The 26,429-nt window shown below is 73.5% G+C and carries 17 protein-coding genes and 1 pseudogene; 5 read left to right on the top strand and 13 right to left on the bottom strand.

The genetic code is table 11. The features are described 5' to 3' along the window. Positions 1-46: 46 nt before the first annotated feature. The 3 genes from DQ392_RS11260 to DQ392_RS11250 form a co-directional block, all read right to left on the bottom strand. Positions 47-3,217, bottom strand: a complete 3,171-nt coding sequence (locus tag DQ392_RS11260) for a protein kinase (protein ID WP_114015413.1) — start codon at positions 3,215-3,217, stop codon at positions 47-49. Positions 3,218-3,373: 156 nt separating this feature from the next. Beyond that, on the bottom strand, positions 3,374-6,034 hold the full coding sequence (locus tag DQ392_RS11255) for a serine/threonine-protein kinase (protein ID WP_114015412.1): 2,661 nt from the start codon (positions 6,032-6,034) through the stop codon (positions 3,374-3,376). Between the two features lie 237 nt (positions 6,035-6,271). Next, positions 6,272-7,978, bottom strand: coding sequence for a glycerol-3-phosphate dehydrogenase/oxidase (locus tag DQ392_RS11250; protein ID WP_114015411.1), 1,707 nt, complete (start codon positions 7,976-7,978; stop codon positions 6,272-6,274). Positions 7,979-8,394: 416 nt separating this feature from the next. Here DQ392_RS11250 and DQ392_RS11245 point away from each other — a divergent pair, with 416 nt between their 5' ends. Next, positions 8,395-9,657 (top strand): nucleotide sugar dehydrogenase, encoded by a 1,263-nt coding sequence (locus DQ392_RS11245; protein WP_114015410.1) that lies wholly within the window; start codon positions 8,395-8,397, stop codon positions 9,655-9,657. Positions 9,658-9,906: 249 nt separating this feature from the next. Here DQ392_RS11245 and DQ392_RS11240 read toward each other — a convergent pair whose 3' ends face one another. The 4 genes from DQ392_RS11240 to DQ392_RS11225 form a co-directional block, all read right to left on the bottom strand. After that, positions 9,907-11,016 (bottom strand): GuaB3 family IMP dehydrogenase-related protein, encoded by a 1,110-nt coding sequence (locus DQ392_RS11240; RefSeq protein ID WP_114015409.1) that lies wholly within the window; start codon positions 11,014-11,016, stop codon positions 9,907-9,909. Between the two features lie 161 nt (positions 11,017-11,177). Then, positions 11,178-12,683, bottom strand: a complete 1,506-nt coding sequence (guaB, locus tag DQ392_RS11235; protein WP_114015408.1) for an IMP dehydrogenase — start codon at positions 12,681-12,683, stop codon at positions 11,178-11,180. Between the two features lie 178 nt (positions 12,684-12,861). Further along, on the bottom strand, positions 12,862-13,569 hold the full coding sequence (locus DQ392_RS11230; protein WP_281272974.1) for a sigma-70 family RNA polymerase sigma factor: 708 nt from the start codon (positions 13,567-13,569) through the stop codon (positions 12,862-12,864). A 368-nt stretch (positions 13,570-13,937) separates the two neighbouring features. Beyond that, positions 13,938-14,549, bottom strand: a complete 612-nt coding sequence (locus DQ392_RS11225) for a response regulator transcription factor (RefSeq protein WP_003948568.1) — start codon at positions 14,547-14,549, stop codon at positions 13,938-13,940. A 368-nt stretch (positions 14,550-14,917) separates the two neighbouring features. Here DQ392_RS11225 and DQ392_RS11220 point away from each other — a divergent pair. Beyond that, positions 14,918-15,295, top strand: a pseudogene (locus DQ392_RS11220) (WhiB family transcriptional regulator); the annotation flags it as partial. A gap of 354 nt (positions 15,296-15,649) precedes the next feature. Here DQ392_RS11220 and DQ392_RS11215 read toward each other — a convergent pair. Then, entirely contained in the window at positions 15,650-16,564 is a 915-nt protein-coding gene (locus DQ392_RS11215; RefSeq protein ID WP_114015407.1) for a LysR family transcriptional regulator, read from the bottom strand. A 93-nt stretch (positions 16,565-16,657) separates the two neighbouring features. On the opposite strand from DQ392_RS11215, the gene DQ392_RS11210 reads away from it, so the two are divergent. Both DQ392_RS11210 and DQ392_RS11205 read left to right on the top strand, forming a co-directional pair. Then, entirely contained in the window at positions 16,658-17,326 is a 669-nt protein-coding gene (locus tag DQ392_RS11210) for an MOSC domain-containing protein (protein ID WP_114015574.1), read from the top strand. A gap of 65 nt (positions 17,327-17,391) precedes the next feature. After that, positions 17,392-18,165, top strand: a complete 774-nt coding sequence (locus DQ392_RS11205; RefSeq protein WP_114015406.1) for an SDR family NAD(P)-dependent oxidoreductase — start codon at positions 17,392-17,394, stop codon at positions 18,163-18,165. A gap of 135 nt (positions 18,166-18,300) precedes the next feature. Here the strand turns inward: DQ392_RS11205 and groL are convergent, their stop codons facing one another. The 3 genes from groL to DQ392_RS11190 all read right to left on the bottom strand — a co-directional run bounded on the left by groL (position 18,301) and on the right by DQ392_RS11190 (position 21,470). Beyond that, positions 18,301-19,926, bottom strand: a complete 1,626-nt coding sequence (gene groL / locus DQ392_RS11200) for a chaperonin GroEL (protein WP_114015405.1) — start codon at positions 19,924-19,926, stop codon at positions 18,301-18,303. Positions 19,927-20,065: 139 nt separating this feature from the next. Further along, positions 20,066-20,374 (bottom strand): co-chaperone GroES, encoded by a 309-nt coding sequence (gene groES / locus DQ392_RS11195; RefSeq protein ID WP_114015404.1) that lies wholly within the window; start codon positions 20,372-20,374, stop codon positions 20,066-20,068. Positions 20,375-20,672: 298 nt separating this feature from the next. Next, positions 20,673-21,470, bottom strand: a complete 798-nt coding sequence (locus tag DQ392_RS11190; RefSeq protein ID WP_220182619.1) for a nucleotidyltransferase domain-containing protein — start codon at positions 21,468-21,470, stop codon at positions 20,673-20,675. Positions 21,471-21,664: 194 nt separating this feature from the next. Between DQ392_RS11190 and DQ392_RS11185 the strand changes: the two genes are divergently transcribed. After that, entirely contained in the window at positions 21,665-22,867 is a 1,203-nt protein-coding gene (locus DQ392_RS11185; protein ID WP_114015403.1) for a THUMP-like domain-containing protein, read from the top strand. A 10-nt stretch (positions 22,868-22,877) separates the two neighbouring features. Here DQ392_RS11185 and DQ392_RS11180 read toward each other — a convergent pair whose 3' ends face one another. Together DQ392_RS11180 and DQ392_RS11175 are read right to left on the bottom strand one after the other, a co-directional pair. After that, the gene (locus DQ392_RS11180) at positions 22,878-24,266 is read right to left on the bottom strand and encodes a hypothetical protein (protein WP_245981356.1); all 1,389 of its coding nucleotides are present in this window, start codon (positions 24,264-24,266) and stop codon (positions 22,878-22,880) included. Further along, positions 24,256-26,406 carry a hypothetical protein gene (locus DQ392_RS11175; protein ID WP_114015401.1) on the bottom strand — a complete coding sequence of 717 codons (2,151 nt, stop codon included), beginning with the start codon at positions 26,404-26,406 and terminating at the stop codon, positions 24,256-24,258. The genes DQ392_RS11180 and DQ392_RS11175 overlap by 11 nt, the downstream gene beginning before the upstream one ends. Positions 26,407-26,429 lie beyond the last annotated feature (23 nt).

Here is a 26,429-nt window from a genome sequence, read left to right as displayed (position 1 = left end):
ACCAATCGGAAATGCGAGCGCCACCGACTTCACAGACCTGTGACCGTCAACGGACCCCCGTGACACGGTAGGTGTCGGCGACCGCCTCGAAATGGCGGTCGATCTCGGCCCGGTGGCTCTTGGAACCGATCACGAGCAGCACGTGGTAGCGGCCGTCCAGGATCATCGCCCGGTTGCGGGCGTACACCTGCCGCCCGCCGCCCTCACGCCAGGAGAACGTGCCCTCGGCCATGGCGGTGTCGCCCACGTCGATGCGGCGCAACCCGCCCGTACTCGCCCAGTCCGCCGCACGGTAGGCGGACAGCTCCGGCTCGTCCTCGCTCTGGTACGTCATCGGGTCCTTGCCGTACTTCTCCGTGCTGTCCCGCCCGCCCACGACGACCATCTCCACCTGGCCGCCGTTGTAGCGCACCTGCCCGCGCCCGTTGGCCGAGCGCCGGTCCCACTCCTCGGGCACGGCGATCCGGAACCCCGCGGGATCCCGGCTGGTCTTGTACCCCTCGGGTGCCCGCGGGGACTTCGCCCCGGGCCCGGCGGACGACGCGGCCCCCTTGCCGCCCTGCCCCTTCTCACCGTCCTCGTCCCCGCCCTTGCCGCTTTCCTTGTCACCGCTTTCGTCCTCGGCGCTCTCGTGGCCGTTCGCACGGTCCCGCTCCTCCGGCACGACGACGGAGGACTTCTGGTTGCCCCCGCTCTCCTCCTTGTCCGGCAGGAACCACATGACGAACGCGACCGCCGCCGCCATACCGAGCAGCACCAGCCCCAGGATCACCAGACCGAGCCGGCGCGGCCCGGCTCCGCCCTGCCGCCGCGCCCGCTCCCTCTTCTTCCGCGGCACGGCCTGCCCCGGCGCCCCGGCGGGCTCGTACTCCGGCAGCCGCGCGGGCGCCAGGGCCTCCGCGCGGTCGGGCGCCGGGGCGGGGGCGGCGGCGCTCGGCTGCGCGCGTGCGCGGCGCGGGCGGCGCCGGTCGTCGGGGCGCCTGGAGCGGCGACGTCTGCGCACCAGTTCGCCGCGCCGCCGCACGATCGGCAGCCTGCGCGGGTCGGACGGGCCTCCGGGTTCGAGCGACGGCGCCGTCACCGTCCGCAGCCCCACATCCGGCTCCGGCGCCGAACGGACGAGCGAACGCAGCCAGCCACGCAGCTCCTCGAAGTCCGGGCGCTCCGTGGGGTCCTGGCGCATCAGCGACTCGACGACGGGACGCAGCGGACCGCAGTCCTCCGCGAAGGCGGGCGGCTCCGCGCACACCATCTGCACCAGCTCGGCGGCGCTGTCCTCGGGATAGGGCGCATGGCCCTGCACCGCGCGGAAGAGGAGCGCGCCCAGCGCCCACAGGTCGGCGGCGGGGCCGACGGGCGGCGCCAGCCGCCAGTTCTCGTACACGGGACCGGCCTGCTCGGGTGCCCACCGCTCCGTCACCGGGCCGACGACCGTCATCCGGGCGTGCCGCGCCCGCTCGGCCGCCAGCGCCGTCGCGGGACCGCGGAACCGTCCCGGGGCGGCCTCCGCGTCCGCCGCCTCCCCCCAGGGAGGATCGGCGGGAACGCCGGCCGGCTCCGGGGCACAGGCGCCGTCCTCCCCGGGGAAGGCGGGTCCGCCCTGGCGGGAGCCCTCGCGGTGGCGGGCGTTGTCGCCGTGGAAGGCGCCCTCGTCAGGGAGAGTGCCCTCGTCGGCTTCCCCGTTCGGGGAGGAGGCGGGAAGCCCCCTCAGATGGCGGCGCGTCTCGTCCGGGCGTTCGGGCCCTGCGGTCCACTGCGCGGGAACGCCGCGGCTGTCCTGGCGCCGCGCGCCCGGCAGCGCGGTCGGACCGCTCCCGCCGTACGGCGACACCCCCGCACCGTAGGGACCCGCCGCGCGCGGCCCGTAGATCTCGTCCCGCTCGACCTGGCGCCCTCCGTCGCCCCCCTCCAGCGCGTCGGGCCGCACCTCGTCCTCCTCGGACGGCAGCCAGCGGACCTCGTCGTCCAGCGCGCCAGGCGGGTGGTGCCCGTCGCCGCCACCGTCCCCGCCATCCGGCGCGGTGGACCACCAGTCGGCGGCCTGAGGACGGTGATCGCTCTCGCCGGCCCCGTGGGGGGCGCGTCCGTGCTCGGGGCCGGGGCCACCGGTGCGGCGTTCCGCGCTCCGCGTGTCGGCGACGGCGCGCTGTGCGCCCTCCCGGTACGCCGCGATCGCACCGCGCCGGGCCGCGCGCGCCGACAGCGGGTCCGTCGCTCCGTCACCGCCTTCGCCGGAACCGGGCCGACGCGCACCCCGGCCGCGCGGCCCGCGCACGTCCTCCTCGGGGTCGATGCCCTCGAACCCGAAGATGCCCCGCCCCTCCCCGCGGGCCGCGTACGGGTCCTCCCCGCGCGCCGTGAACCCTTCGGGAAGCCTGCGCCCCGTCCAGGTCGCGGGCTCTGCGTCAGGTGTCCGGGCCCGGGGTGGGGGCTCGCTCGGTGCCTGGGGCAGTGCCTGTGCCCGGGTCTGGGGCCTGGCCCCGGGGGCGGCGTCGCCCGGAGGGCTGCCCTCGGGCGGTGAGGGGGCGGCCTCCGGCTCGTCCGCCCCGGGCAGCGGGTCGTACCCGCACAGCGCCTCCTCGGCGGCTCCCGCGGCCAGCCCGGTAAGCATCGCCCGGCCGTCCTCGCAGATGAGCACGGTGCGCGCGGTGACGTTCCGGTGCACCCAGCCGTGGACGTGCACGACACCCAGCGCGGCCAGCAGGTCGGCGGCGATCTCGGCGGCACGGTGGGCGCTCAGTGGACGCTCGGACAGCAGCGTGGCGAGGGAGCGGGCGGGCACCTGTTCGCTCACTATCCACAGCCCGCCGTCCTCCACGAAGACGTCGAAGACCTGATCGAGTCCGGGGTGGTCGGGCAACTGCGCGGCGGCGACGGCGGCCTCCATCGCCCTGCGCACCGCCGGATCGTCGGGACGCCGGGTCGCCCGGCCGCCACCCCGGCCGCCGGGATACCCCGGCCCGCCCGGCTCCGCCGCACCGTATGCCCCGAGGCCGCCCCGGGGCCCGTACCCGCCCCGGCCGTCGTCGAGCAGGTCCGCCTCGACGACCTCCGCCTCGACCACCTCGGGCAGCGGCACCTGGCGCACCAGGACCTCCTGGCCGCCGACGGTGTCCCAGGCGGGGGACTCGGCGAACTCGTACGCGTCGGCGGGCGGCAGAGGCAGACGGTAGCGGCCGGCCAACAGCCGTCCCGCGTACTCCGCGTGCTCCTCCACGACGCCTCCCCAACCGTGCGCGAGGCCGCCAACTCCGTTTCCTCTCCGCACGCTTGCGGAGGGTGACGGCCCGCGTCTGCCACGATACGTCCGGGAACCGCGCGCGTCACCGCGACCGGGCCCGCTCCCGCCGCCGTTCCCGCGCGGCGCGGGCGGTCAGAGTGGCTTGAACGTCTCGAACGCCGTGTCCCTGAGCGTCTCGCACTCCTCGTCCTGCCAGGCGTCGGCCTCGCACGTGATGAGGATCGCGTAGCCGTTCTCGTCGTCGACCTTGAAGCCCCGGTTGAGGACGTGGACCTTCTTGCCGTCCTCCTCGCGCAGGAACTGCCAGTCGGCGACGGTCGGATAGTCCCGCCACTCGACCGACTTGATGCCCAGCGGCTTGTAGCCGGGGCTCTTGCTCGTGGCCGCCGACTCCTGCTGGCGCCAGGACTTGGCGGCGTCCGCGCCGGGGCTGCTCGTGCGGTCGATCTGGATCCTCGGGTAGCCGCCCGAGCCGGCCGCGTACTTGCCGCCCGAGTTGCTGCCCGCTATGCCGTAGCGCTTCCAGCCGTCGGGCATCGCGACGGAGAAGTGGAACCTGTCGTCCTTCACCTCTCCGTAGCCGTCCGGCAGACCGGAGTCGGACGCCTCGTCCTCGCCGCCGCCCTTGTCGCTTTCGCCGCCCTTGTCGCTCTTGCCGTCCTGCTCGCCGTCGGACGTCCGACCGTCCTTCGCCGCGCCCTCGCCCTGGCCCTTTCTGGGACCGCCGCTGCCGGCCTTTTCCGCGCCCGCGGTGGCCGAGCCCTTACCGGACGCGCCGTCACCCTTGCCGTCGCCGTCGCCGCTCAGGCTCACCACCAGCACGACGATGACCACGATGACGACGACCACGGCCCCCGCCACGAGCGCCAGCGTCCGCGGAGGCAGGCCCTTGCGGAGCTCGGGCAGATCCCTCAGGTCGCGCAGCGACGTGATCGCGCCGCTGCCCCCGCTCTCCGGCGGCAGCGCCCGGCCGCCGCTGCCTGCCGCAGGCAGCGGCCCCGCGCCGGCGGCACCCGGGAGCCCTGCCCCCGCGCGCTCCCCCGCACCGCCCGCGCCGTCACCCGCGCCGGAGGCAGAATCCGTCGCGGGAGCGGACGAGGAGCGGGGGGCGGACGCGGCACCCGCGGCCTTGCCGCTGCCGCTGTCCTTGCCTTTGCCCTTCGCGGCGGCTCCGGACCCGGAAGCGGCCCCGGAGCCGGACGACGCACCGGACGGCTGCCCGGTCTCCTTCCGCCCCGCACCTCGGGAGGAGGCACCTGACGCGCCCGTGCCGGTCCCCGTCGTGCGCGCACTGGAGGTGCGGCCTGCCGCACCGCCGTCGCGGGAGTCGACCGCGCCGTCAGCCCCCTTGCCTTCGGTGCTCTTGCCGCTCGCGGGCTTCTCCGTCCGAGGGCCCGTCCGCGGGGTCGTCGAGGACGTGGTGGGCGGCGACGACGGGCGCGGAGGTGTCCGCGGGGCCGACGGCGGGCTCGACGGAACGGGCGGCACGGAGGGCGACGAGGCGGCGGGAGCCCCCGAGGACGCGGCCGAACCGCGCCGGCCGTCGGCGTACGCACTGCCGGAACCGGCCCCATGGCCCGAACCGCCCGAACCGGCTCCCCCCGAACCCGAGGACGGCGAACCGTTCCCCGGCCGGGAACCGCTGCCTGAGCCGGAGCCCGGCCGGGAGCCGGAGTCGGTGCCGCGGCCGGTGCCCGCCGCACCCGCGCCGGCGGCGCCGGCCCCGACGGCGCCCGCCGCGTTCCGCACGGACTTGAAAGCGCCGCGCAGCCGTTCGCCCGAACTGGTGCCCTCGGAGCGGCGCTTGCGCCTGCCGCCCGTCGTACCGGCGCTGTAGGCGGGCCCCCCGGAGCGTGCGCCGCCCTTGCCGGACGACGGGGACGAGGCGGAGGGCGCCTCCACCCGGGGCAGCACGGAGGTGCGGGTCGGGTCGCCGCCGTCGCGCCCCGACGGGCCGAGGGGGCTCTTGAGCCCGGAGGCGACCGGCTCCAGCAGCAGGCGGGCCCCACTGACGTCGAGCCGCTTCTCCGGGTCCTTCACCAACAGCCCCGCGATGACCTCGTGCAGCTCACCCGCGTGTTCGGGGACGGGGATGGGCTCGGTCATCACGGCCGTCAGCGTCGAGATGGCGGAGCCCTTGTCGTAGGGCGGGCGGCCCTCGACGGCGGCGTACAGCAGGCCGCCCAGCGACCACAGGTCCGCCGGCGGGCCGGGCGGCTTGCCGCGGGCACGCTCGGGCGAGATGTAGGAGGGGGCGCCCACGAGCATGCCGGTGGAGGTGACGGACGGGTCGCCCTCGACCTTGGCGATGCCGAAGTCGGTGAGGACGACACGCCCCGTGCCGTCCTCCAGCAGCACGTTGGAGGGCTTCACGTCGCGGTGGAGGATGCCCTCGCGGTGGGCGGCGCGCAGGACGTCGAGGATGGCGAGCCCGACCTGCGCGGCGCGCTGCGGTTCGAGCGGCCCCTCCTTCTTGATCTGGTCGGCCAGCGAGCGGCCCTCGACCAGCTCCATGACGATCCAGGGCCTGCTGTCCTCGTTGACGACGTCGAAGACGGTGATGGCGCTGCCGCTGCGGATCCTCGCGATGGCCTTCGCCTCACGCAGGGTGCGGGTGATGAGCCGCTGCTTCTCCTCCTCGTCGACACTGGAGGGGAACCGAAGCTCCTTCACCGCGACACGACGGCCCAGGACTTCGTCCTCGCCACGCCAGACGGTGCCCATACCGCCACGCCCGAGGACATCCCCGAGCCGATAGCGCCCGCCTACCAGCCGTCCCGTGTCCTCGCTCATGAATCCCCTTGTGTCCCCTCTGCGTGAGAGCCCGCCCCCGGCAGAGCCTTCATTGTGAACCATCGTCCTGACAAGACGTGTACGGGGGCGGCACGGTTACACCACAGCCCCACCACTTCTTACCGGGGTTCACACGCCCAACGGCCCTTGCGGGGGCGACCAGTCCAACGGGGGACCCGCGGCCGGGCCCCCGCCGGGACAGGCTCGCACAGACCCGCGCCGGAAACGCACACGGACCTACACCGGGACGATGTCCGGCGCCCCCAGCCGGGCCGCGTCAGCCGTCTGGTCGTCAGGCTGCAACTGGGACTCGCGCTCCGCCTCCACCCGCTTCTCGTAGTGTTCGACCTCACGGTCGACCTGGCCGGCGTCCCAGCCGAGCACCGGCGCCATCAACTCGGCGCACTCGCGGGCGCTGCGCGCCCCGCGGTCGAAGGTCTCGATGGAGATGCGCGTACGGCGCGTCAGCACGTCGTCCAAGTGGCGGGCTCCCTCGTGCGTGCACGCGTAGACGACCTCCGCCTTGAGGTAGTCGTCGGCCGCGGGCAGCGGTTCGCCGAGCTTCGGATCCTCGGCCACCAGGTCGAGCACCTCCTCGGTCATCGAGCCGTAGCGGCCCAGCAGATGCTCCACCCTGGCCACGTGCAGCCCGGCGCGCTGGGCCAGCCGCGCCCGGCCGTTCCACAGCGCGTGGTAGCCCTCGGCGCCCGCCAGCCGCACCTCCTCCGTGACGCAGTCGGCGACCCGGTGGTCGAGCCCGTGCACGGCCTCGTCGACCGCGTCCTTGGCCATCACCCGGTAGGTCGTGTACTTGCCGCCCGCGATGACGACGAGACCCGGCACCGGGTGCGCGACGGTGTGTTCGCGCGACAGCTTGCTCGTCGCCTCCGACTCACCGGCCAGCAGCGGCCGCAGGCCCGCGTACACCCCCTCCACGTCGTCCCGCGTGAGCGGCACCGCCAGCACCGCGTTGACGTGGTCGAGCAGGTAGTCGATGTCGGCGCTCGACGCCGCCGGATGCGCCTTGTCCAGATCCCAGCCGGTGTCGGTGGTGCCGACGATCCAGTGCCGGCCCCACGGGATGACGAACAGCACACTCTTCTCGGTGCGCAGGATCAGCCCCGTCGAGGAGTTGATGCGGTCCTTGGGCACCACCAGGTGGATGCCCTTGGAGGCGCGGACGTGGAACTGGCCGCGCTCGGCGATCAGCCCCTGCGTGTCGTCCGTCCACACGCCGGTCGCGTTGACGACCTGACGGGCCCGCACCTCGTACTCGCCCCCCTGCTCCAGGTCCTGGATGCGCGCGCCGACGACCCTCTCGCCCTCCCGCAGGAAGCCGACCACCCGCGCGCGGTTGGCCGCGTGCGCCCCGTACTCGGCGGCGGTCCGCACCAGCGTGGCGACGAAGCGGGCGTCGTCGACCTGCGCGTCGTAGTACTGCAAAGCGCCCACCAGCGCGTCCTTGCGCAACGCGGGAGCCACGCGCAGGGCGTGACGGCGCGAGAGGTGACGGTGCGTGGGCAGCCCCCGCCCGTGGCCCGACGAGAGGGACATGACGTCGTACATCGCCACGCCCGATCCCGCGTACAGGCGTTCCCAGGCCCGGTGCTGGAGGGGGTAGAGGAAGGGCACCGGCTTGACCAGGTGCGGCGCGAGGCGCTCCAGCAGCAGCCCGCGCTCCTTCAGCGCTTCGCGCACCAGTGCGAAATCCAGCATCTCCAGATACCGCAGCCCGCCGTGGATCAGCTTGCTGGAGCGGCTCGACGTCCCCGAGGCCCAGTCCCGCGCCTCGACGATCCCCGTGGACAGGCCGCGGGTGACCGCGTCCAACGCCGTGCCCGCGCCGACGATGCCGCCGCCGACCACCAGCACGTCGAGCTCGGCCTCCGCCATCCTCGCCAGTGCCCCGGCGCGCTGTTCCGGTCCCAGTGCCGCTGTCCTCACTGCTGCCTCCCTGGTGCGCGTCCGCTGTGCGCTTTCGCTGTGCGTGAGTTCGCTGTGTGCTTTCGCCGTGCGCTTTCGCTGTGCGTGTTCGCCGTGGGTTCGCGCTGTGCGCCCTTCGCCGTGCGTGCTCGCCGTCCGTCTGCCGCCTGTCGCCCTCCGCCGTCGCCGGTTTCGTCCCGTCCCTGCCGGTCCTGCCTCGCATACCGCCCCCGTGGGCCCACCGGACCCCATGGACCCCGTGGTCCCCCTGACGATGGTCCCCCATTCCCGCGAGTTTGGCTGAGCGTCGGCCCTGCTGAGCGCGCAATCCGACTTGTCTGTCATATGGGCTCTTAACCTTAATGAGCGCCGCTCGCCACTCCCGGTGCTGCCCGGGGACGGGACCGGGCCGACAAGGGGAAGGGAAGACCGCTGCCATGCCCGCAGACCTCGCCGTGCTGGGACTCACCCATTCGGGGCTGCCGCTCGCCCAGGCCGCCACGGCGAACGGAATCGGCACCCTCGGCTACGACCCCGACGACGCCACCGTCGCCGACCTCGGCGCGGGCCGCCCCCCGCAGGACGCCCCGCTCAGCGCCGCGGAGGTACGGCGCATGCTCGCGGGCGGATTCCGCGCCTCCACCGACCCGGCCGTACTCGGCCGGGTGCGCACCGCGGTCATCTGCGCGCCCACGGGGCTGGGCGCCAACCGCGCACCCGACATGAGCGCCGTACGCACAGCCGCCCGCACCCTCGCCGCACGGCTGCGGCCCCGCACCACCGTCATCGTCGAATCGAGCGTCTACCCAGGCTGCACGGAAGACGTCGTCCGGCCCCTGCTGGAGGACGGCTCCGGGCTGCGCGCCGGGCGCGACTTCCACCTCGCCTGCTCACCCAGCCGCGTCGACCCCGGCAATCGCGGCTACGGCTACGCCACCATCCCCAAGGTCATCGGCGGGCTCACCCCCGCCTGCACCGAGGCGGCCGCCGCGTTCTACGGGCGGCTCACCGACAAGGTCGTGCGCGCCCGCGGACCCCGCGAGGCGGAAACCAGCAAACTGCTGGAGACCAACTACCGGCACATCAACATCGCCCTCATGAACGAGATGGCCGTCTTCTGCCACGACCTGGGCATCGACCTGTGGGACGTCGTCCGGTGCGCGGAGACCAAGCCGTTCGGCTTCCACTCCTTCCGGCCAGGACCAGGGGTCGGCGGCCCCGGAGTCCCCGTCGACCCCAACTACCTCGCCTACCACAGCCGTTCTCTGGGATACCCCCTGCGGATGGTCGAACTCGCCCAGGAAGTCAACGAACGGATGCCCCGCTACGTCTCCCAGCGGGCCGCCGCGCTGCTCAACGAACACGGCAAATCCGCGCGCGGAGCGCGCGTCCTCCTGCTCGGAGTCACCTACAAACCCGACCTCGCCAGCCAGGAGGGCGGCCCCGCGAGGGAGGTCGCCGGACGCCTCAAAGAACTCGGCGCCCAGCTGAGCTACCACGATCCGTACGTCCCGCAGTGGCGCGTCGCGGGGCAGCCCGTGCCCCGCGCCGACTCCCTCTACGAGGCCGCCGCAGCCGCGGATCTCACTCTGCTGTTGCAGAACCATCGGATTTACGATTTGCAGGGGCTTGCGGCGAAGGCGCAGCTGCTGCTGGACACTCGGGGCGTGAGCCCCACTGGTGCGGCGCACCGGCTGTGACAGCCCTCTTCTCGGGGCTGCGCCCCTGCCCCCGAGATGGTCTTCCCCTTCTTTCGTGAGGGTGCTCTCGGCCGTGGTGGGGGCTCCGCCCCCAGACCCCCTTGGCCTCGCCGGCCGGGCGTTGGGGCGGCTCCTCCCCCAGACAGAGAGCAACACCCTCGGGGGTGGGTGGCCCCACAAGAAGGAGGAGGTATGGGGGCCCGCCCCACATGGGGTGAGGGTGGTGGGAGGGTTGCGCCCCACAGGGGGTCAGCGGGCGACGGTGACCTCTACTCGTTGGAACTCCTTCAAGTCGGAGTACCCCGTGGTAGCCATCGCCCGGCGCAACGCGCCGAAGAAGTTCATGGACCCGTCAGGCGTGTGCGAGGGCCCGAGAAGGACCTCTTCCACGGTGCCGACCGCACCGAGGTCGACACGACGGCCACGCGGCACATCCGCGTGCACCGCCTCCATACCCCAGTGGTGCCCCTTGCCGGGCGCATCCGTCGCACGGGCGAGCGGCGACCCCATCATCACGGCGTCGGCGCCGCAGGCGATCGCCTTGGGCAGGTCGCCGGACCAGCCGACGCCGCCGTCGGCGATGACGTGCACGTAGCGGCCGCCGGACTCGTCCATGTAGTCCCGGCGGGCCGCGGCGACGTCGGCGACGGCGGTCGCCATCGGCACCTGGATGCCCAGCACGTTCCGCGTGGTGTGCGCGGCGCCGCCGCCGAAGCCGACGAGGACGCCGGCCGCGCCGGTGCGCATGAGGTGGAGGGCGGCGGTGTAGGTGGCGCAGCCGCCGACGATGACCGGCACGTCCAGCTCGTAGATGAACTGCTTGAGGTTCAGCGGCTCGGCCGCGCTGGAGACGTGCTCGGCGGAGACGGTCGTGCCGCGGATCACGAACAGGTCCACGCCCGCGTCGACGACCGCCTTGGAGAACTGGGCGGTGCGGCCCGGGGAGAGGGCGGCGGCCGTGACGACGCCGGAGTCGCGGACCTCCTTGATGCGCTGCCCGATCAGTTCTTCCTTGATGGGCGCGGCGTACAGCTCCCGCATGCGGAGGTTGGCGGTGGCCTCGTCGAGCTCGGCGATCTCCGCCAGCAGCGGCTCGGGGTCCTCGTACCGTGTCCACAGGCCCTCGAGGTTGAGGACGCCGAGACCGCCGAGTTCGCCGATGCGGATGGCGGTGTGCGGCGAGACGACGGAGTCCATGGGGGCGGCGAGGAACGGCAGCTCGAAGCGGTAGGCGTCGATCTGCCAGGCGATCGAGACCTCCTTCGGGTCGCGGGTGCGCCTGCTGGGCACCACGGCGATGTCGTCGAAGGCGTACGCCCGGCGCCCGCGCTTGCCGCGCCCGATCTCGATCTCAGTCACGTCTACTACTGCCTCTCACTCTGGTGTGCCGCGCCCCAGTATCCCCGTCACCCCTGCGGACGCTGCCCGGCACCCCTCCCGGTCCTCGGGGGCGAAGACCCTGCGCGTGGTCCACCCCGTGCACCGCGCGCGGCCCGAGGCGGCCCGTCCGTTCCGGCGCGTCAGCGCCGCGAGTAGTTGGGGGCTTCGGTCGTCATCTGGATGTCGTGGGGGTGGCTCTCCTTGAGGCCGGCCGAGGTGATGCGGACGAAGCGGCCGCGGGCCTTCATCTCGGGCACGGTGCGGCCGCCGACGTAGAACATCGACTGCTTGAGGCCGCCGGTGAGCTGGTGGACGACGGCGGAGAGGGGCCCGCGGTAGGCGACCTGGCCCTCGACACCCTCGGGGATCAGCTTGTCGTCCCCGCTGACGCTCTCTTGGAAGTAGCGGTCCTTGGAGTAGGACTTGCGCTCGCCGCGGGTCTGCATCGCGCCGAGGGAGCCCATGCCGCGGTAGGACTTGAACTGCTTGCCGTTGATGAACAGCAGCTCGCCGGGGGACTCCTCGCAGCCCGCCAGAAGGCTGCCGAGCATGACGGTGTCGGCGCCGGCGACGATGGCCTTGGCGATGTCGCCGCTGTATTGCAGGCCGCCGTCGCCGATGACGGGGACGCCGGCCTCGTGGGCGGCGAGCGACGCCTCGTGGATGGCGGTGACCTGCGGGACGCCGATGCCGGCGACGACGCGGGTGGTGCAGATGGAGCCGGGGCCCACGCCGACCTTGACGCCGTCCACACCCGCGTCGATGAGCGACTTGGCCCCGTCGCGGGTGGCGATGTTGCCGCCGACGACGTCGACGCGAGGGTGGTTGGACTTGATCTTGGCGATCATGTCGCCGACCAGCCGGGAGTGGCCGTGCGCGGTGTCGACGACGACGAAGTCGACGCCCGCCTCGATGAGGGCCTGCGCGCGGTCGTACGCGTCACCGGCCACGCCGACGGCGGCGCCGACGACGAGGCGGCCCTCGCCGTCCTTGGCGGCGTGGGGATACTGCTCGGCCTTGACGAAGTCCTTGACGGTGATGAGCCCCTTGAGGGTGCCCGCGCCGTCCACCAGCGGCAGCTTCTCGATCTTGTGGCGGCGCAGCAGCTCCATCGCGTCCTCGCGGGAGATGCCGACCTGCCCGGTGACCAGCGGCATCGGCGTCATGACGTCGCGCACCTGGCGGCTGCGGTCCAGCTCGAAGGCCATGTCGCGGTTGGTGACGATGCCCAGCAGCTTGCCCGCGCCGTCGGTGACCGGGACGCCGCTGATCCGGAACCGGCCGCACAGCGCGTCCGCCTCTTCCAGCGTCGCGTCGGGCCGGATGGTGATGGGGTCGGCGACCATGCCGGACTCGGACCTCTTGACCTGGTCGACCTGGTTGGCCTGGGCCTCGATCGACAGGTTGCGGTGCAGGACGCCCACGCCGCCCTGGCGGGCCATCGCGATGGCCATGCGGGCCTCGGTGACCTTGTCCATCGCGGCGGACAGCAGCGGCACGTTGACCCGCACGTTCCGCGAGACGTACGACGCGGTGTCGATGTCCTGGGGGGCCATGTCGGACTCGCCCGGCAGCAGCAGGACGTCGTCGTATGTCAGGCCCAGAGTGGCGAATTTGGCGGGCACTCCGTCGACGTTTTCAGTCATGACACCTTTCCCATGCGGTCCACCCCCGCTTGCGCGGGGAACCACTGCTTGCCCCGGCCGGATCTCCATGCTATCGGCCCGGTGAGGGTGACCGGACCGCCTGTGGAAAACCCCGGCGCGACGGCACGGCCGACGCCCCCGCCGGACCGCAGGTCGTGGTCCCGCGGGCCGCAGGTCCCTACTGCTCCGCCAGCGCCCGCAGCCTGCTGAGCGCCCTGTGCTGGGCGACGCGTACGGCCCCGGGTGACATGCCCAGCATCTGCCCGGTCTCCTCGGCCGTCAGCCCGACGGCGACCCGCAGCAGCACCAGCTCGCGCTGGTGTTCGGGCAGATTGGCGAGGAGCTTCTTGGCCCACTCGGCGTCGCTGCTGAGCAGCGCCCGCTCCTCGGGGCCGAGGGAGTCGTCGGGGCGCTCGGGCATCTCGTCCGACGGCACCGCGGTGGATCCGGGGCCGCGCATGGCCGCGCGCTGGAGGTCGGCGACCTTGTGCTGGGCGATGGCGACGACGAACGCCTCGAAGGGTTTCCCGGTGTCCCGGTAGCGCGGTAGCGCGCAGAGCACCGCGATGCAGACCTCCTGCGCGAGGTCGTCGACGAAGTGACGCGCGTCACCGGGCAGTCGCGTCAGCCGGGTGCGGCAGTACCGCAGGGCGAGCGGATGCACGTGGGCGAGCAGATCGTGGGTGGCCTGGCGGTCCCCCTCGACGGCGCGCTGGACGAGCTGGCTGACCTTCGCGATCCTGGCCGCCTCCGCGGCGCCCGCGGCGTCCGCACCGCCCTCGGCACTCGTGGCACCGCTGGTCCCCGTGGCGGTTTCGGCGCTCGCGACGACGGGCCCCTGGCCGTTTACGGCCCCGGGCGGCGGCCCGTTCTCGTCGTCGCGCATCGGTCCATGGTGCACCGACGCCGCGCCGTTCGCCGCACCGCGTCCGTGGATGTGAGCCGAAGCGTTATGAGCAGGCGCACTGGCCCTCATGTCCATGCCCTCCCCTCACGCCTGACCGAACGGTCCCCGAGGAACTCCATACAACAAGCATGCGACACACGCGAGATTTTCAGGATGCCGCGGCAGCACCCGTGGGGATCGTCTCGGCGCGAAACCGTCGCGCCGGTCGGCGCGCACGGCCGCGGCACCGGGCCCTCGGCCGGCCGCCGGCGGCTGTCCGGCAGTCGGCCAGGGGCGTCCACGGGGCGGAGATGTTCCTCCCCGCCACTCGGGCACCGCCCGGCCGCACACCGAGGGGAAGCAGAGCGCTAGCGGACGAGGCCCCAGCGGAAGCCGAGGGCCACCGCGTGCGCGCGGTCGGAGGCGCCGAGCTTCTTGAAAAGCCGCCTGGCGTGGGTCTTGACGGTGTCCTCCGACAGGAACAGCTCCCGCCCGATCTCCGCGTTCGAACGGCCGTGGCTCATGCCCTCCAGCACCTGGATCTCCCGTGCGGTGAGGGTGGGAGCCGCGCCCATCTCGGCGGAGCGCAGCCGCCGGGGGGCGAGCCGCCAGGTGGGGTCGGCGAGGGCCTGGGTGACGGTCGCGCGCAGTTCGGCGCGGGAGGCGTCCTTGTGCAGGTAGCCGCGCGCGCCCGCGGCGACGGCCAGCGCCACGCCGTCGAGGTCCTCGGCGACCGTCAGCATGATGATGCGGGCGCCGGGGTCGGCGGAGAGCAGCCGGCGCACGGTCTCCACTCCGCCCAGGCCGGGCATCCGGACGTCCATCAGGATCAGGTCGGACCGGTCGGCGCCCCAGCGGCGGAGCACTTCCTCGCCGTTGGCCGCCGTCGTCACACGCTCGACGCCGGGCACGGTCGCGACCGCGCGGCGCAGGGCCTCTCGGGCGAGCGGGGAGTCGTCGCATACGAGGACGGATGTCATGACCGCCCTCCGCTGCTGATGCGCATCACCTTGAGCCTCCAGGCTGCTTGGGAAGAATCGTCACCTCGCGATTGACGGCCTCGGACACGCGTGCCCCCGGCCGGTTCCGAGTCAATCGCTTTCGCTCTCTCAACGACGGTCACCCGAAAGAGTTACGGCTTCCCGGTACCGCTCTCAGCACTCTACGTGAGCAACCGTACACAGAGCAGCAACATCCCCTCATTGAAACGACGCTCGCCCCTTCTTTCCTGCGATGCCCTATTTAGCTGCATTTCTTCCGTTTTGCGGGATCGGTCGCTAGATTCGCGAAAGAGTCATATTTACGCACGAGTGACAGATCACCTCCAGCAGCACTCAGGAGAGACGCGATGGCAGACTTCTCCCGCCTTCCTGGACCCAACGCGGATCTGTGGGACTGGCAGCTACTCGCCGCCTGCCGGGGGGTGGACAGCTCGCTGTTCTTCCACCCCGAGGGGGAGCGCGGCGCGGCCCGCAGTGCGCGGGAGGCGTCCGCCAAGGAGGTGTGCATGCGCTGCCCCGTGCGCGCGGAGTGCGCGGCGCACGCCCTCCAGGTACGCGAGCCCTACGGCGTGTGGGGCGGGCTCACCGAGGACGAGCGCGAGGAGCTGCTGGGCCGGGCGCGCAGCCGTCTGGTGACCACGCCCCACGACCGGCGCGGCGGGACCGCACCCGGAACCGGCGGCACGGGCGCGACTCCCGCCCCCGCCCCCGAGCCGGCCAACCCGTTCGGCACCTACGGGCGAACCGGCGGAACCGAACGACGCGACGAGCCCGACCCGGCGCCGGACGCCGGCGAGCGGTTCGACGACGCCGAGGCCATGGACGGCACCGAGCGGTTCGACGACGCCGAGTCCCTCGACGGCGACGAGCCGTTCGACGAGCTGGAGCGCTTCGGGGAGAACGAACAGTTCGACTCCGCCGACCGGTACGGACGCACCGAACCCGTCGGCGAGAGATGACGCCCTGCGGCCGGCAGAAGACGGCGGCCCGCAGCCAGGGCGAGCCGGTCGGCAGGGGCCGGCGGGGCGCGACAGGGGTGCGCCCCGGCGCGTGATCCGCGCGGCCGCGGGCCCCGCTGGTCAGCGGTGGGCTGCTGCCTCAAGCCGGTCCAGCATGGCGGCGACGGCCGGAACCCGGGCGAGGTCGGGCAGGGTGAGGGCCACCACCTCGCGCTGCACCGCGGGGCTGACCCGTACCGCGCGCGTGCCCTTGGGGCGTACGGACTCCACGGCCAGTTCCGGGAGCACGGCGACGCCGAGTCCGGCGCCGACCAGGCCGACCACCGCCGGGTAGTCGTCGGTGGCGAAGTCGATGCGCGGGGTGAACCCCGCCGCCTCGCACACCTCGACGAGGTGCCCGCGGCAACGGGGGCACCCCGCGATCCACGGCTCCTCGGCGAGCGTGCCGATGCCGACCTCGTCCGCGTCCGCGAACGGGTGTTCCTGCGGCACCAGGCCGACCAACCGGTCCGTGAGCAGGGGCCGGGCCACCAGGTCGTCCCTCCCCCAGCCTCCGGCCGGGTGGTACCCCCACGGGGTCGCGTCGTAGCGGAAGGCCAGCGCGATCTCGCAGTCCCCGGCGCGCAGCATGTCCACCGAGCGCGGCGGCTCCGCCTCCACGAGTGAGACCCGGGTTCCCGGGTGGTCGGCGCGCATGGCCGCAACGGCCGTCGGCACCAGGGTCGAGCTGCCGCTGGGGAAGGAGACCAGGCGAACCCGTCCCGCGCGCAGCCCGGCCAGCGCCGCGACCTCCTCCTCCGCTGCGGCCAGCCCCGCCAGGATCCCCGCCGCGTGCCGCACCAGCACCTCGCCCGCCTGGGTGGGCCGCATCTCGCGTCCGGCGCGGACCAGCAGCGGGGTCCCCGCGGCGGACTCCAGCGCCTTCATCTGCTGGCTGACGGCGGGCTGGGTGCAGCCCAGCTCGCGCGCCGCGGCGGAGAAGGATCCCGTGGTGGCGACCGCGCGCAGTACGCGCAGGTGACGTGCCTCGATCATGTGTCGAGCATACGGCCGTCCATAAGGAAACCTTGGGGAGAGGATGCGAAATTCGCTCGCGCCTTGGGGAAGGCCGCCGATAGTGTCGTGATCATGCAGCTGCTCTCCGTGAACCTGGCCAAGCCCCACCAGTCCGAACACACCGACGCCGAGCACAAGTGGACCGGCATCGACAAGCAGCCCACCCACGAGTCCGTCGCCGTCTTCGCCCCGGGGCCCCGGGGGACGGGCGGCGGCGGGCTGGCCGGCGACACGGTCGGCAACCTGCGCCACCACGGCGGCGACGAGCAGGCCGTCTACGCCTACGCGCGCGAAGAGCTCGACGTGTGGGAGCGGGAGCTGGGGCGCACGCTCCCGCACGGCGTCTTCGGCGAGAACCTCACCACCCGCGGCGTCCCCGTCGACGACGCACGCATCGGCGAACGCTGGCAGATCGGCGACCCGGGCACGGGCCCGCTGCTGGAGGTGTGCTCCACGCGGTTCCCCTGCAACACCTTCGCCGGGTGGATGGCCGAGGAGGGCTGGCTCAAGCGGTTCATGGGCCACCAGCGGCCCGGTGCCTATCTGCGGGTCCTGGAACCGGGCCGGCTGCGCGCGGGGGACGCCGTCACGGTCGTCCACCGCCCAGGGCACGAGGTCAGCGTCAGCTTCCTCTTCCGCTCCCTGACCGGGGAGCCGGACCTGCTGCCCCGCGTCCTGGCCGCGGGCGAGTCCCTCGACCCCAAGGCCCGCGAGAAGGCGGAGCGCCGCACCGCGTCCTGACGCCACGTCAGCACGGGGGCTCCCTCGGTCAGGGCACGGTATCCGCGTGCCGATAGCGTTGCCGCATGACGACTGCACTGATTACGGGAGCCACCGCGGGAATCGGCGCCGCCTTCGCACGCCGCCTCGCCTCCAGCGGCTACCACCTCGTGCTCGCCGCACGCGACACCGAGCGCCTGTGGCGCGAGGCGACCGAGCTGCACGACCGGCACGGTGTGGAGGCGGACGTCATCACCTCCGACCTGGCGACCGACGACGGTATCGCGGCCGTCGAGGAGCGGCTGCGCGACACCGCGCACCCGGTCGACCTGCTGGTCAACAACGCGGGCTTCGGCAACAAGGGCCGCTACCTGGAGGTGGGGCTCGCCGACGAGTTGGCGATGCTCAGGGTGCACTGCGAGGCGGTGCTGCGGCTGACCAGCGCCGCCACCGCGTCGATGCGCGAGCGGGGCCGGGGCGGCGTCGTCAACGTCGCCTCCGTCGCCGCGTTCTTCCCCCGCGGCACGTACGGCGCCTCCAAGGCGTGGGTCACCCAGTTCACCCAGGGCGCCGCCAAGGACCTGGCGGGTCAGGGCGTACGGCTGCTGGCGCTGTGCCCCGGTTTCGTCCGCACCGAGTTCCACGAGCGGGCCGGCATGGGTACCGGAAACATCCCCCGCTGGATGTGGCTGGACGCCGACAAGGTGGTGGAGACCGCTCTGCGCGATCTGGCGCGGGGCCGCTCGCTGTCCATCCCCGATCCCCGCTACAAGGCGTTGCTCGGCGCCTCCCGCCTCATCCCTCAGGGGGTGCTGGGCCGGGTCTCCTCGACGACGGGACGCAAGTTCGGCCCTCAGTAAGAGCCGCAGGAACCCGCGCGCACAGGCCCACGCGCGGACCCCGCGAAAGCCGCGCGCGCACCCGCACCGGACGCCCGGCGCGCGAAAAGGGCGCACCCCGCGTGGGGTGCGCCCTTTCCGTGGTGGCGGAACGCCTCAGTGGGCGTGGCCGTGGCCGTGGCCCGCAGCGGCCTCTTCCTCCTCCGCCGGCTTCTCGACGACCAGGGTCTCGGTCGTCAGCAGCAGCGAGGCGATGGAGGCGGCGTTCTCCAGCGCGGAGCGCGTCACCTTCACCGGGTCGATGACGCCGGCCTTCACCAGGTCGCCGTACTCACCGGTGGCGGCGTTGAAGCCCTGACCGGCCTCCAGTTCGGCGACCTTGGAGGTGATGACGTAGCCCTCGAGGCCCGCGTTCTCGGCGATCCAGCGCAGCGGTTCGACGGCGGCGCGGCGCACGGTGGCGACACCGGTGGCCTCGTCGTCGCTCTTGCCGAGGTTGCCCTCCAGGACCTTGACGGCGTGGACGAGCGCGGAACCACCGCCGGAGACGATGCCCTCCTCGACGGCCGCGCGGGTCGCGGAGATCGCGTCCTCCAGCCGGTGCTTCTTCTCCTTGAGCTCGACCTCGGTGGCCGCGCCGACGCGGATGACGCAGACGCCGCCGGCCAGCTTGGCGAGGCGCTCCTGGAGCTTCTCGCGGTCCCAGTCGGAGTCGGTCGACTCGATCTCGCCCTTGATCTGGGCGACGCGGCCGGCCACGTCCTCGCTCTTGCCGGCACCGTCGACGATGGTGGTGTCGTCCTTGGTGACGGTCACGCGGCGGGCGGTGCCGAGCACGTCGAGACCGGCCTGGTCGAGCTTGAGGCCGACCTCCTCGGCGATGACGGTGGCGCCGGTCAGCGTCGCCATGTCGCCGAGCATCGCCTTGCGGCGGTCACCGAAGCCGGGGGCCTTGACGGCCACCGCGTTGAAGGTGCCGCGGATCTTGTTGACGACGAGGGTGGACAGGGCCTCGCCCTCCACGTCCTCGGCGATGATCAGCAGGGGCTTGGAGCCGCCGGCCTGCATGACCTTCTCCAGCAGCGGCAGCATGTCCTGGATGGAGCTGATCTTGCCCTGGTGGATCAGGATGTACGGGTCGTCGAGGACGGCCTCCATACGCTCCTGGTCGGTGACGAAGTAGGGCGAGAGGTAGCCCTTGTCGAAGGCCATGCCCTCGGTGAAGTCCAGCTCGAGACCGAAGGTCTGGGACTCCTCGACGGTGATGACACCGTCCTTGCCGACCTTGTCCATCGCCTCGGCGATCAGCTCGCCGACCTGCTTGTCCTGCGCCGACAGCCCGGCGACGGAGGCGATGTCCTCCTTGGAGTCGATCGGACGGGCGGTCTTGACCAGCTCGTCGGAGACGGCGGAGACGGCCGCGTCGATGCCCTTCTTCAGGGCGGCCGGGGAGGCGCCGGCGGCGACGTTGCGCAGGCCCTCGCGGACCAGGGCCTGGGCCAGCACCGTGGCGGTGGTGGTGCCGTCACCCGCGATGTCGTTGGTCTTGGTCGCCACCTCCTTGAGGAGCTGGGCGCCCAGGTTCTCGTACGGGTCCTCGACCTCGACCTCACGGGCGATGGTGACACCGTCGTTGGTGATGGTCGGGGCGCCGAACTTCTTGTCGATGACGACGTTGCGGCCCTTGGGGCCGATCGTCACCTTCACGGTGTCGGCCAGGTTGTTGACACCGCGCTCAAGGGCGCGACGGGCGTCCTCGTCGAACTTCAGGATCTTCGCCATGGAAGCTGTTGTGTCCTCTCACACGTTTCGAGACACGTCTCGCACGAACCGCGCCCTGGACCCTGCTACCTCTCGGGAGCGGGCACCAGGGCGCGGTTTGCTGCGAGCTGCCGCGTGAGCCGCGGCAGCTGCGGCTGTCTTACTTCTCGACGATCGCGAGCACGTCGCGGGCCGAGAGAACGAGGTACTCCTCGCCGCTGTACTTCACCTCGGTGCCGCCGTACTTGCTGTACAGCACGATGTCGCCGACGTTGACGTCGAGCGGGAGCCGGTTTCCGTCCTCGAAGCGGCCCGGGCCGACGGCCAGGACGGTGCCCTCCTGCGGCTTCTCCTTGGCGGTGTCCGGGATGACCAGGCCAGAGGCCGTGGTCTCCTCGGCGTCGAGCGGCTGGACCACGATGCGGTCCTCGAGCGGCTTGATGGCAACCTTGGAGCTGGCGGTCGTCACGATCCGACCTCCCCCTTCGGAGATCTCAATGGGGTCTTGTGTCTGGGGTGGCGACCAGGTGGATCCGCCGTCGCGGGTGCCGGATCTGCCCGTCGCGTACTACTGGCACTCCCACGGGGAGAGTGCCAAGGTTGAGATTATTGCTCCGCTAGCACTCGGTCAAGCGGAGTGCTAGGCGCTCGCCGTGTGGGCGCTCGAACGAGGAGCGCCGCCCCTCACCCACAGGGAGGAGAAAGCGCCGCCCCTCGGGGCGCGCGGACCGCGGCGCGGCACAGCTCAGACCGCGCCGCGGCACCGCTCAGACCGCTTCGCGGAGGAGTGCGGCGGCCTCGTCCACCGCGTGCCTGAGCGTCTCGGGGTCGGGTCCGAGCGCCGGCAGCAGCGAGTCCAGCCCCCGCAGACCCGCCCGCGTGAGCAGCCGCTTCTCGTTGGTGATCCACTCGCCGCGGGCGGCGAGCACCGCGTGGGCGGTCTGTGCGGCGGCCGTGGCGAGCGCGCCCGCGACCTCGGTGGCCTGGCCCCTGCCCGCGTGGGCGCCCCGCGCGTACTGGAGCGTGAGCGCCGCCTTCTGGCGCCACACCGGCGGCGCCGAGGACCGCAGCGCTTCCGGGTAGGCGGGGCGCGGCAGGTCCCCACGGAGTACCTGGCCTGTGGCGAGTTCGGCGACCACCAGGTAGCTGGGGATGCCGGCGAGGTGGAACATCAGCGGCTCCCAGTGGAACCGCCCCGCGCGCGCCTCGGCCATCTGGTGCTCGACCACGTCCAGGTCCCGGTAGTGGACGTCGACGTGCCGCCCGTCGACGGTCAGCCACGCTCCGCCGTTGAAGACGCCCCCTCCCCACTCGCCGACCTCGGAGACCTGCCCTTCCCAGCCGACGGCGCGCAGGGCGGCGGGGTCGAAGGAGCCCCGGTAGTAGACGGAGAAGTCCCAGTCCGCCCCGGCATCAGGACGGGCGGCCCCCTGGTCGAGGGTGTGGGCGCGGGATCCGCCCAGGGTGACGGCGTGCACGGCGGGCAGCGCGGCCAGCCGGTCGGCGACGTGGTCGAGGAACATCCGGTCGGACATCGGGGTGTCGGGCGCCGGGGTGTCGGGCATGGGGTTCCGATCGTCGAAGTGGAGGAGGGCGATGCGGGCACGCCGGCCTGCGCCGGAGCCCGGACGGGGCTCGAACGGCGCTGCGCGGCACGGGCGCCGCGCGCGGCGGCGCTCATCGGGTTCTCACTTCACCTGGACGACCCTACAGCGCACCCGTTCCCCTCCGGAGCCCGGCGGCACGGGAGAATGGCGGGGTGGATGTCGAGGTGTTCGCCGAGTTGCTCTCCCCCGCCGGTCAGTCGCTGCTGCGGGAGGTGCGCGGGGTCGCGCCCGCCGAGAAACTGGCGGTCGCCACGCGGCTGCGGCAGCGGTACGCTCCCGCGCTCGTGGCGGCGGCGCTGACGCAAAACCGCCTGCGCACCCGCGCCGTGGCCAAGTTCGGCGCGGCCGAGGCCGCGGCCCTGTACTTCACCGCGGACGGTCTGGAACAGGCCACGCGCACCTCGGTGGCCGACCACCGGGCCCGCCGTTTCGCGGCGCTCGGCGCCGGCAGCGCCGCCGACCTGTGCTGCGGTATCGGCGCGGACGCGCTGGCCCTCGCCCGGGCGGGCATCGAGGTGCTGGCCGTCGACCGCGACCCGCTGACCTGTGCTCTCGCCCGGGCCAACGCGGAGGTTCTCGGCCTGGCCGACCGCGTCGAGGTGCGCTGCGCCGACGTCGGGGACGTCTCGACGGCGGGCTACGACGCGCTCTTCGCCGATCCGGCCCGACGTGGCGGCCGCGGCCGGATCTTCGACCCCGAGGCCTACTCCCCGCCGCTGAGCTGGGCCGTGGAGGCGGCGTCGGCCGCACCGCTGGCCGCGCTCAAGGTGGCACCCGGCATCCCGCACGAGGCGGTACCCCCGCAGGCGGAGGCCGAGTGGGTCTCCCACGCCGGCGACGTCAAGGAGGCCGTCTTGTGGTTCACCCCGGTAAGCGGCGCCGCCGCCGCTCCCCGGGCCACGCTGCTGCCCTCGGGGGAGACCCTGGCCGGCCGGGGCCTGCCCGATCCCCCCGCAGGACCCGTGGGCCGCTACCTCTACGAGCCGGACGGCGCGGTCGTCAGGGCCCACTTGGTCGCCGACGTGGCGGCGCTGCTGGAGGGGCGGCTGATCGACCCGACGATCGCCTACGTGACGACGGACGCCCCGCCGCGGGCGACCCCGTACGCGACCGGTTACGAGATCACCGATGTGCTGCCGTTCAACGTCAAGAAGCTGCGGGCGCTGCTGCGGGAGCGCGGCGTCGGCACGGTCACCGTGAAGAAGCGCGGCTCGGCCGTCGAGCCCGAGGAGCTGCGCAGGAAGCTGAAGCTGGACGCGAAGGCGGCGACCGGCTCGTGCACCGTCTTCCTCACCCGTGTCGCGGGCGCCCCGAGCATGCTGCTGGGGCATCCGCTGCCGCGCGAGCCGCGCTGACCCCAGCGCCTCAGCCCCGTGTACGGGAGAAGTCGCCGCGCCGCACGCGTGCGGTCAGGGTCGTCTCACCGAGCGAGCCGTAGCCCGTCGCGGCCCACAGGCTCTCCTCGGCCGGCACCTCGAAGTAGGGGACGGTGCGGCCCTCGTGGGTCTGCGTCAGCACCTCGGGGGTGCGGTGGGCGGCCACGGCCGCCGCGCAGGTGCCGCAGGCGGCGACGTGCAGCGCTTCCCTGCGGCCCAGCGGGCGCCAGCGGATGCGGCCCGTGGCGGGGCCGTGCAGCGGGTGGAAGAAGCACAGCGGCAGTGCGGCGCCGCCGCCGGGCCTACGCCCCTTGCGGCCCCTTCCCCGCTTTCCCCGCTCCGGCGCCGGCCCGCGCAGCGCGCCCCGCCCCTCGTGGACGAGCGCGAGGACGCCCGCGAGGTCGGGTATGCCGCGCGCGGTGTCCAGGACGGCGGCCGCGGCGTCGTAGGCGTCGAGGGAGAGCTGGAGCAGGGCGCTGTCGGCCCCCTCCTCGCCTGGGTCGCGGGCGAGGAGTTCCTCGTTGTAGGCGAGCAGTTCGCGCTCTGCCCGCCGCCGCAGGTCGCCCACGCCGGCCTTGCGCGCGCTGGCGAAGACGGAGCGCGGGGAGGTGAAGGCACCACGGGCCGCGCCACCGCGGCGCACGGCGCGCACGACCAGGACCGCGGCGGCCAGCGCCGTCAGGGCGCCCGCCGCCGACAGCGTCGGCAGCAGCCAGGAGGTGCCGCCCTCGGCCCCCTCGACGGCCGGTCCCTCGGACAGGTCCGCCGTGGCCTTCTCGTACACCTCGTCGCCGTTGCCCGCCTCGACGATCTCCAGGGCCCGGGAGAACTTGGCGTAGAGGCTCTTGCCGTCCATGTCCTCCTGGTGTCCGACGGCGGCCACGCCCCAGTTCGCCTGGTGGGGTCCGTCGCGCGGGTACTCGCGCCCCTCCAGGAACCCGTCGGTGCCGCTGAGGGTCATGTAGACGGCTTCCTCGCGCGGGCTCTCACCCAGCCGGTCGCGGACGACGTCGATCATCTTGCGCGGGTCCGCGTCCCAGGCGTCGCCGGTGACGAAGGGGACGACGATGACCCGAACCGGCAGTCCTGACGCCTCGATCCGCCGCTCCAGCTTGTGCTGTTTCCCGGCGGGGAACGCCTGTGCGTAGGCGGGGTCGACGTAGACAGGTGAGGTGCGCAGCGCTTCGGCTATCTTCGCGCCGGGGCTCCCGGCGGCCCGGGCCGGTGCGACGGCGCCCCACACCAGCAGCAGCGCCGCGGCGACGGCGGCGACCCCGCCACCGCGCACGGCTCCGCGCGGGACGCGGAACGGGCGGCAGGGCACGCTCCCGGCGCGGCCCGTTCGGGCGGCCGTTCCCGTGGACGTTTCAGTGGACACCCAGCTGCTCCCGTACGCGGCGGACGATCTGGTCGGCGGTCAGGCTCGCGCCCCCTCCCGTGCCGTGCCTGGCACCGAGCGGGCCGGGGACGCGGTGGTACGGCTCGCGTGCCGCCAGGCGCGCAGAGCCGGAGGTGCGCAGGCACAGCAGGCGCGCTCCGACGGTCTGGACGACGTGGACGGCGGACTGGATCCCGGAAGCGGAGTCGCGCGCCGCGAGCGCGGCACCGCAGGCGGAGCAGACCGGACGGGCCCGCGCCGAGCCCTCCCCCGGCAGCTCCAGCTTCCGGGTGACAGAGGCGGGACCGTGCAACGGGTTGAGGAGGCAGAGCCGCAGCTCGGCGGGGAAGCGCAGGTCGCGGTCGCGCACGGTGGCGTGCCCCGCCCGCACCAGGGCGAGCCCGGCGGCGAGGGTGGGCGCGTCGGCGTCCGCGTCGACCCGGCTGTCGCCCTCCTGGTCGAGGAGGAGCGTCGCCGCGTCCAGACACCCCCAGGCGCGGGCGCGGATCCGGTCGTCCAGCTGTTCTGACAGCCGCTCGAACTGGGCGCTGAGTGCGTCGAGTTCGCGCCGGGCGGTGCGCCGCAGCCAGCCTGTCGACGGCCGGGCCGGCGCGTGCGGCACCTCGTGCGGCGGCCCGTCGCCGGGCGCGGGCTTGCGGGGGCCGCCGGGACCTGAGCGGCTCGCCGTGCCGGTGCGCCCTGCTCCCCGGCCGCCGGTGGCGGGCGCCGCCCAGGCGAACCCGGCGCGGCGCGCGAGGCCCAGCCCGCCCGCGGCCGGCCCGAGGGCCAGCGGGCCCGCGACAGCGCCCAGCGCGACGCCGCCGGTGAAGTCGCCCGAGTAGAGGGCGGGCAGCGCGTCCTCCTCGACGGGGTCGGGTGCGGCCGGCGGCTCCAGGTAGGGCCCTTCGGACGGTCCCGAGGGGGCGCGGCCGATGGCGCGCAGTGCCGCCTCCAGCCGCCCGTACAGCCCGTCCCCGGCCGACGTGTCCTCCCCGTAGCGCAGCTTCTCCGTACTCTCGTAAAGCTGTGCGCTGGCGATCTTCGCGCCGTGGTTGACCAGGTCGAGACCGCCCGTCTCGGACGGGGGCGCGACGACGTACACGCCGTCGCCGGCCGTGCCCAGCCGCTGGTGGACAAGGTGCGCGAACGCCTCGCCGTCGCCCGCCGACTCGTCCTCGGGGCCGAGCGGGACGACCACCACGCGCACGGGCACGCCCCGGCGCTCGAGGCGCTGCGCGCGCGCTTCCAGCTTGTCGCGCTGCCCACGGGTCAGCAGCGCGCTGGCGAAGGGGTCGACGTAGACGGCGTCGTCACGCAGCGCTTCGGCGACTCTGTCGGTCCTGGCCGCCATGTCGGCGGCGGTGGGCAGCGGATCGCCGTCCGTGCGGGTGTCGTTCCACAGGAGGGGGGCGCCGGCGCCGATGACGACGGCGCTCACCACCGCGGGTATCACCGCCCCCACCACCGGCGGTCTTGCTCCCTTCCCGTGGCGCCACCGGCGTACGTACCAGCCGACGCTCACCCAGACCACCGGCACGCCGACCAGCAGCAGGCCGGTCAGGAAGCTCTGGTTGTCGCGTTGTGAGGGGCTGGTGTAGCGGGAGTCGGGCTCCTCGCCCGCCCGGCTCCGCGAAGCGCCGCTGTCGGCGCGCGCTGCGGCGTCGCCGGAGCGTATGACGTCGACGAAGTGGCGGAAGGCGTCCAGCGCCCCCGCGTCGTAGGGCAGTTCGAACGTGGTGGCCATGGCCGCCTCGCGGGCCTGCACGTCCACGCCGAAGGCGGCGGCGCGTGGGCTGCCGCCGTCTCCGCTGAGCAGCACGTACAGCCCCCGCTCGCCCATCCGGTCGTGCACCGCCTCCAGCAGGCCCTCGTCCCCGGACCCCGCCGACGTCGGCACCACCGCCACGTACGTCGGCACCCCGGTCCGCTTCGCCTCCTTCACGAAGGCGGGCTTCGCCGAGCGCGGCGTGGTGCGCGGCATCTGGTCGGAGAGGAAGACAGGAGACTTCTTCAGCCGTTCGGCCAGGTAGGCGGCGGGCGTCTCCGCCCGCTCGGCCGCATGGGCACCGCCCGCGCCCGCGAGCCCCACGAGCCCGCACAACACCACCGCGCCCGCTCGCGCGCCCCACCGCCCCCGCATGCGCTCCCCCGCTCCCCCGATGT

The organism is Streptomyces reniochalinae (genome assembly GCF_003323735.1).
Classification (GTDB): domain Bacteria; phylum Actinomycetota; class Actinomycetes; order Streptomycetales; family Streptomycetaceae; genus Streptomyces; species Streptomyces reniochalinae.
Note: the sequence above shows the minus strand (reverse complement) of the source record. Positions and strands in the feature narration are given on the sequence as shown.

Excerpts from the sequence above, each read along its gene's own strand:
- DQ392_RS11255 (WP_114015412.1), bottom strand. The coding sequence starts at position 6,034 with ATGAGCGAGGACACGGGACGGCTGGTAGGCGGGCGCTATCGGCTCGGG.
- DQ392_RS11245 (WP_114015410.1), top strand. The coding sequence starts at position 8,395 with ATGCCCGCAGACCTCGCCGTGCTGGGACTCACCCATTCGGGGCTGCCG.
- guaB (WP_114015408.1), bottom strand. The coding sequence starts at position 12,683 with ATGACTGAAAACGTCGACGGAGTGCCCGCCAAATTCGCCACTCTGGGC.
- DQ392_RS11230 (WP_281272974.1), bottom strand. The coding sequence starts at position 13,569 with ATGCGCGACGACGAGAACGGGCCGCCGCCCGGGGCCGTAAACGGCCAG.
- DQ392_RS11225 (WP_003948568.1), bottom strand. The coding sequence starts at position 14,549 with ATGACATCCGTCCTCGTATGCGACGACTCCCCGCTCGCCCGAGAGGCC.
- DQ392_RS11215 (WP_114015407.1), bottom strand. The coding sequence starts at position 16,564 with ATGATCGAGGCACGTCACCTGCGCGTACTGCGCGCGGTCGCCACCACG.
- DQ392_RS11210 (WP_114015574.1), top strand. The coding sequence starts at position 16,658 with ATGCAGCTGCTCTCCGTGAACCTGGCCAAGCCCCACCAGTCCGAACAC.
- DQ392_RS11205 (WP_114015406.1), top strand. The coding sequence starts at position 17,392 with ATGACGACTGCACTGATTACGGGAGCCACCGCGGGAATCGGCGCCGCC.
- groL (WP_114015405.1), bottom strand. The coding sequence starts at position 19,926 with ATGGCGAAGATCCTGAAGTTCGACGAGGACGCCCGTCGCGCCCTTGAG.
- DQ392_RS11190 (WP_220182619.1), bottom strand. The coding sequence starts at position 21,470 with ATGCCCGACACCCCGGCGCCCGACACCCCGATGTCCGACCGGATGTTC.
- DQ392_RS11175 (WP_114015401.1), bottom strand. The coding sequence starts at position 26,406 with ATGCGGGGGCGGTGGGGCGCGCGAGCGGGCGCGGTGGTGTTGTGCGGG.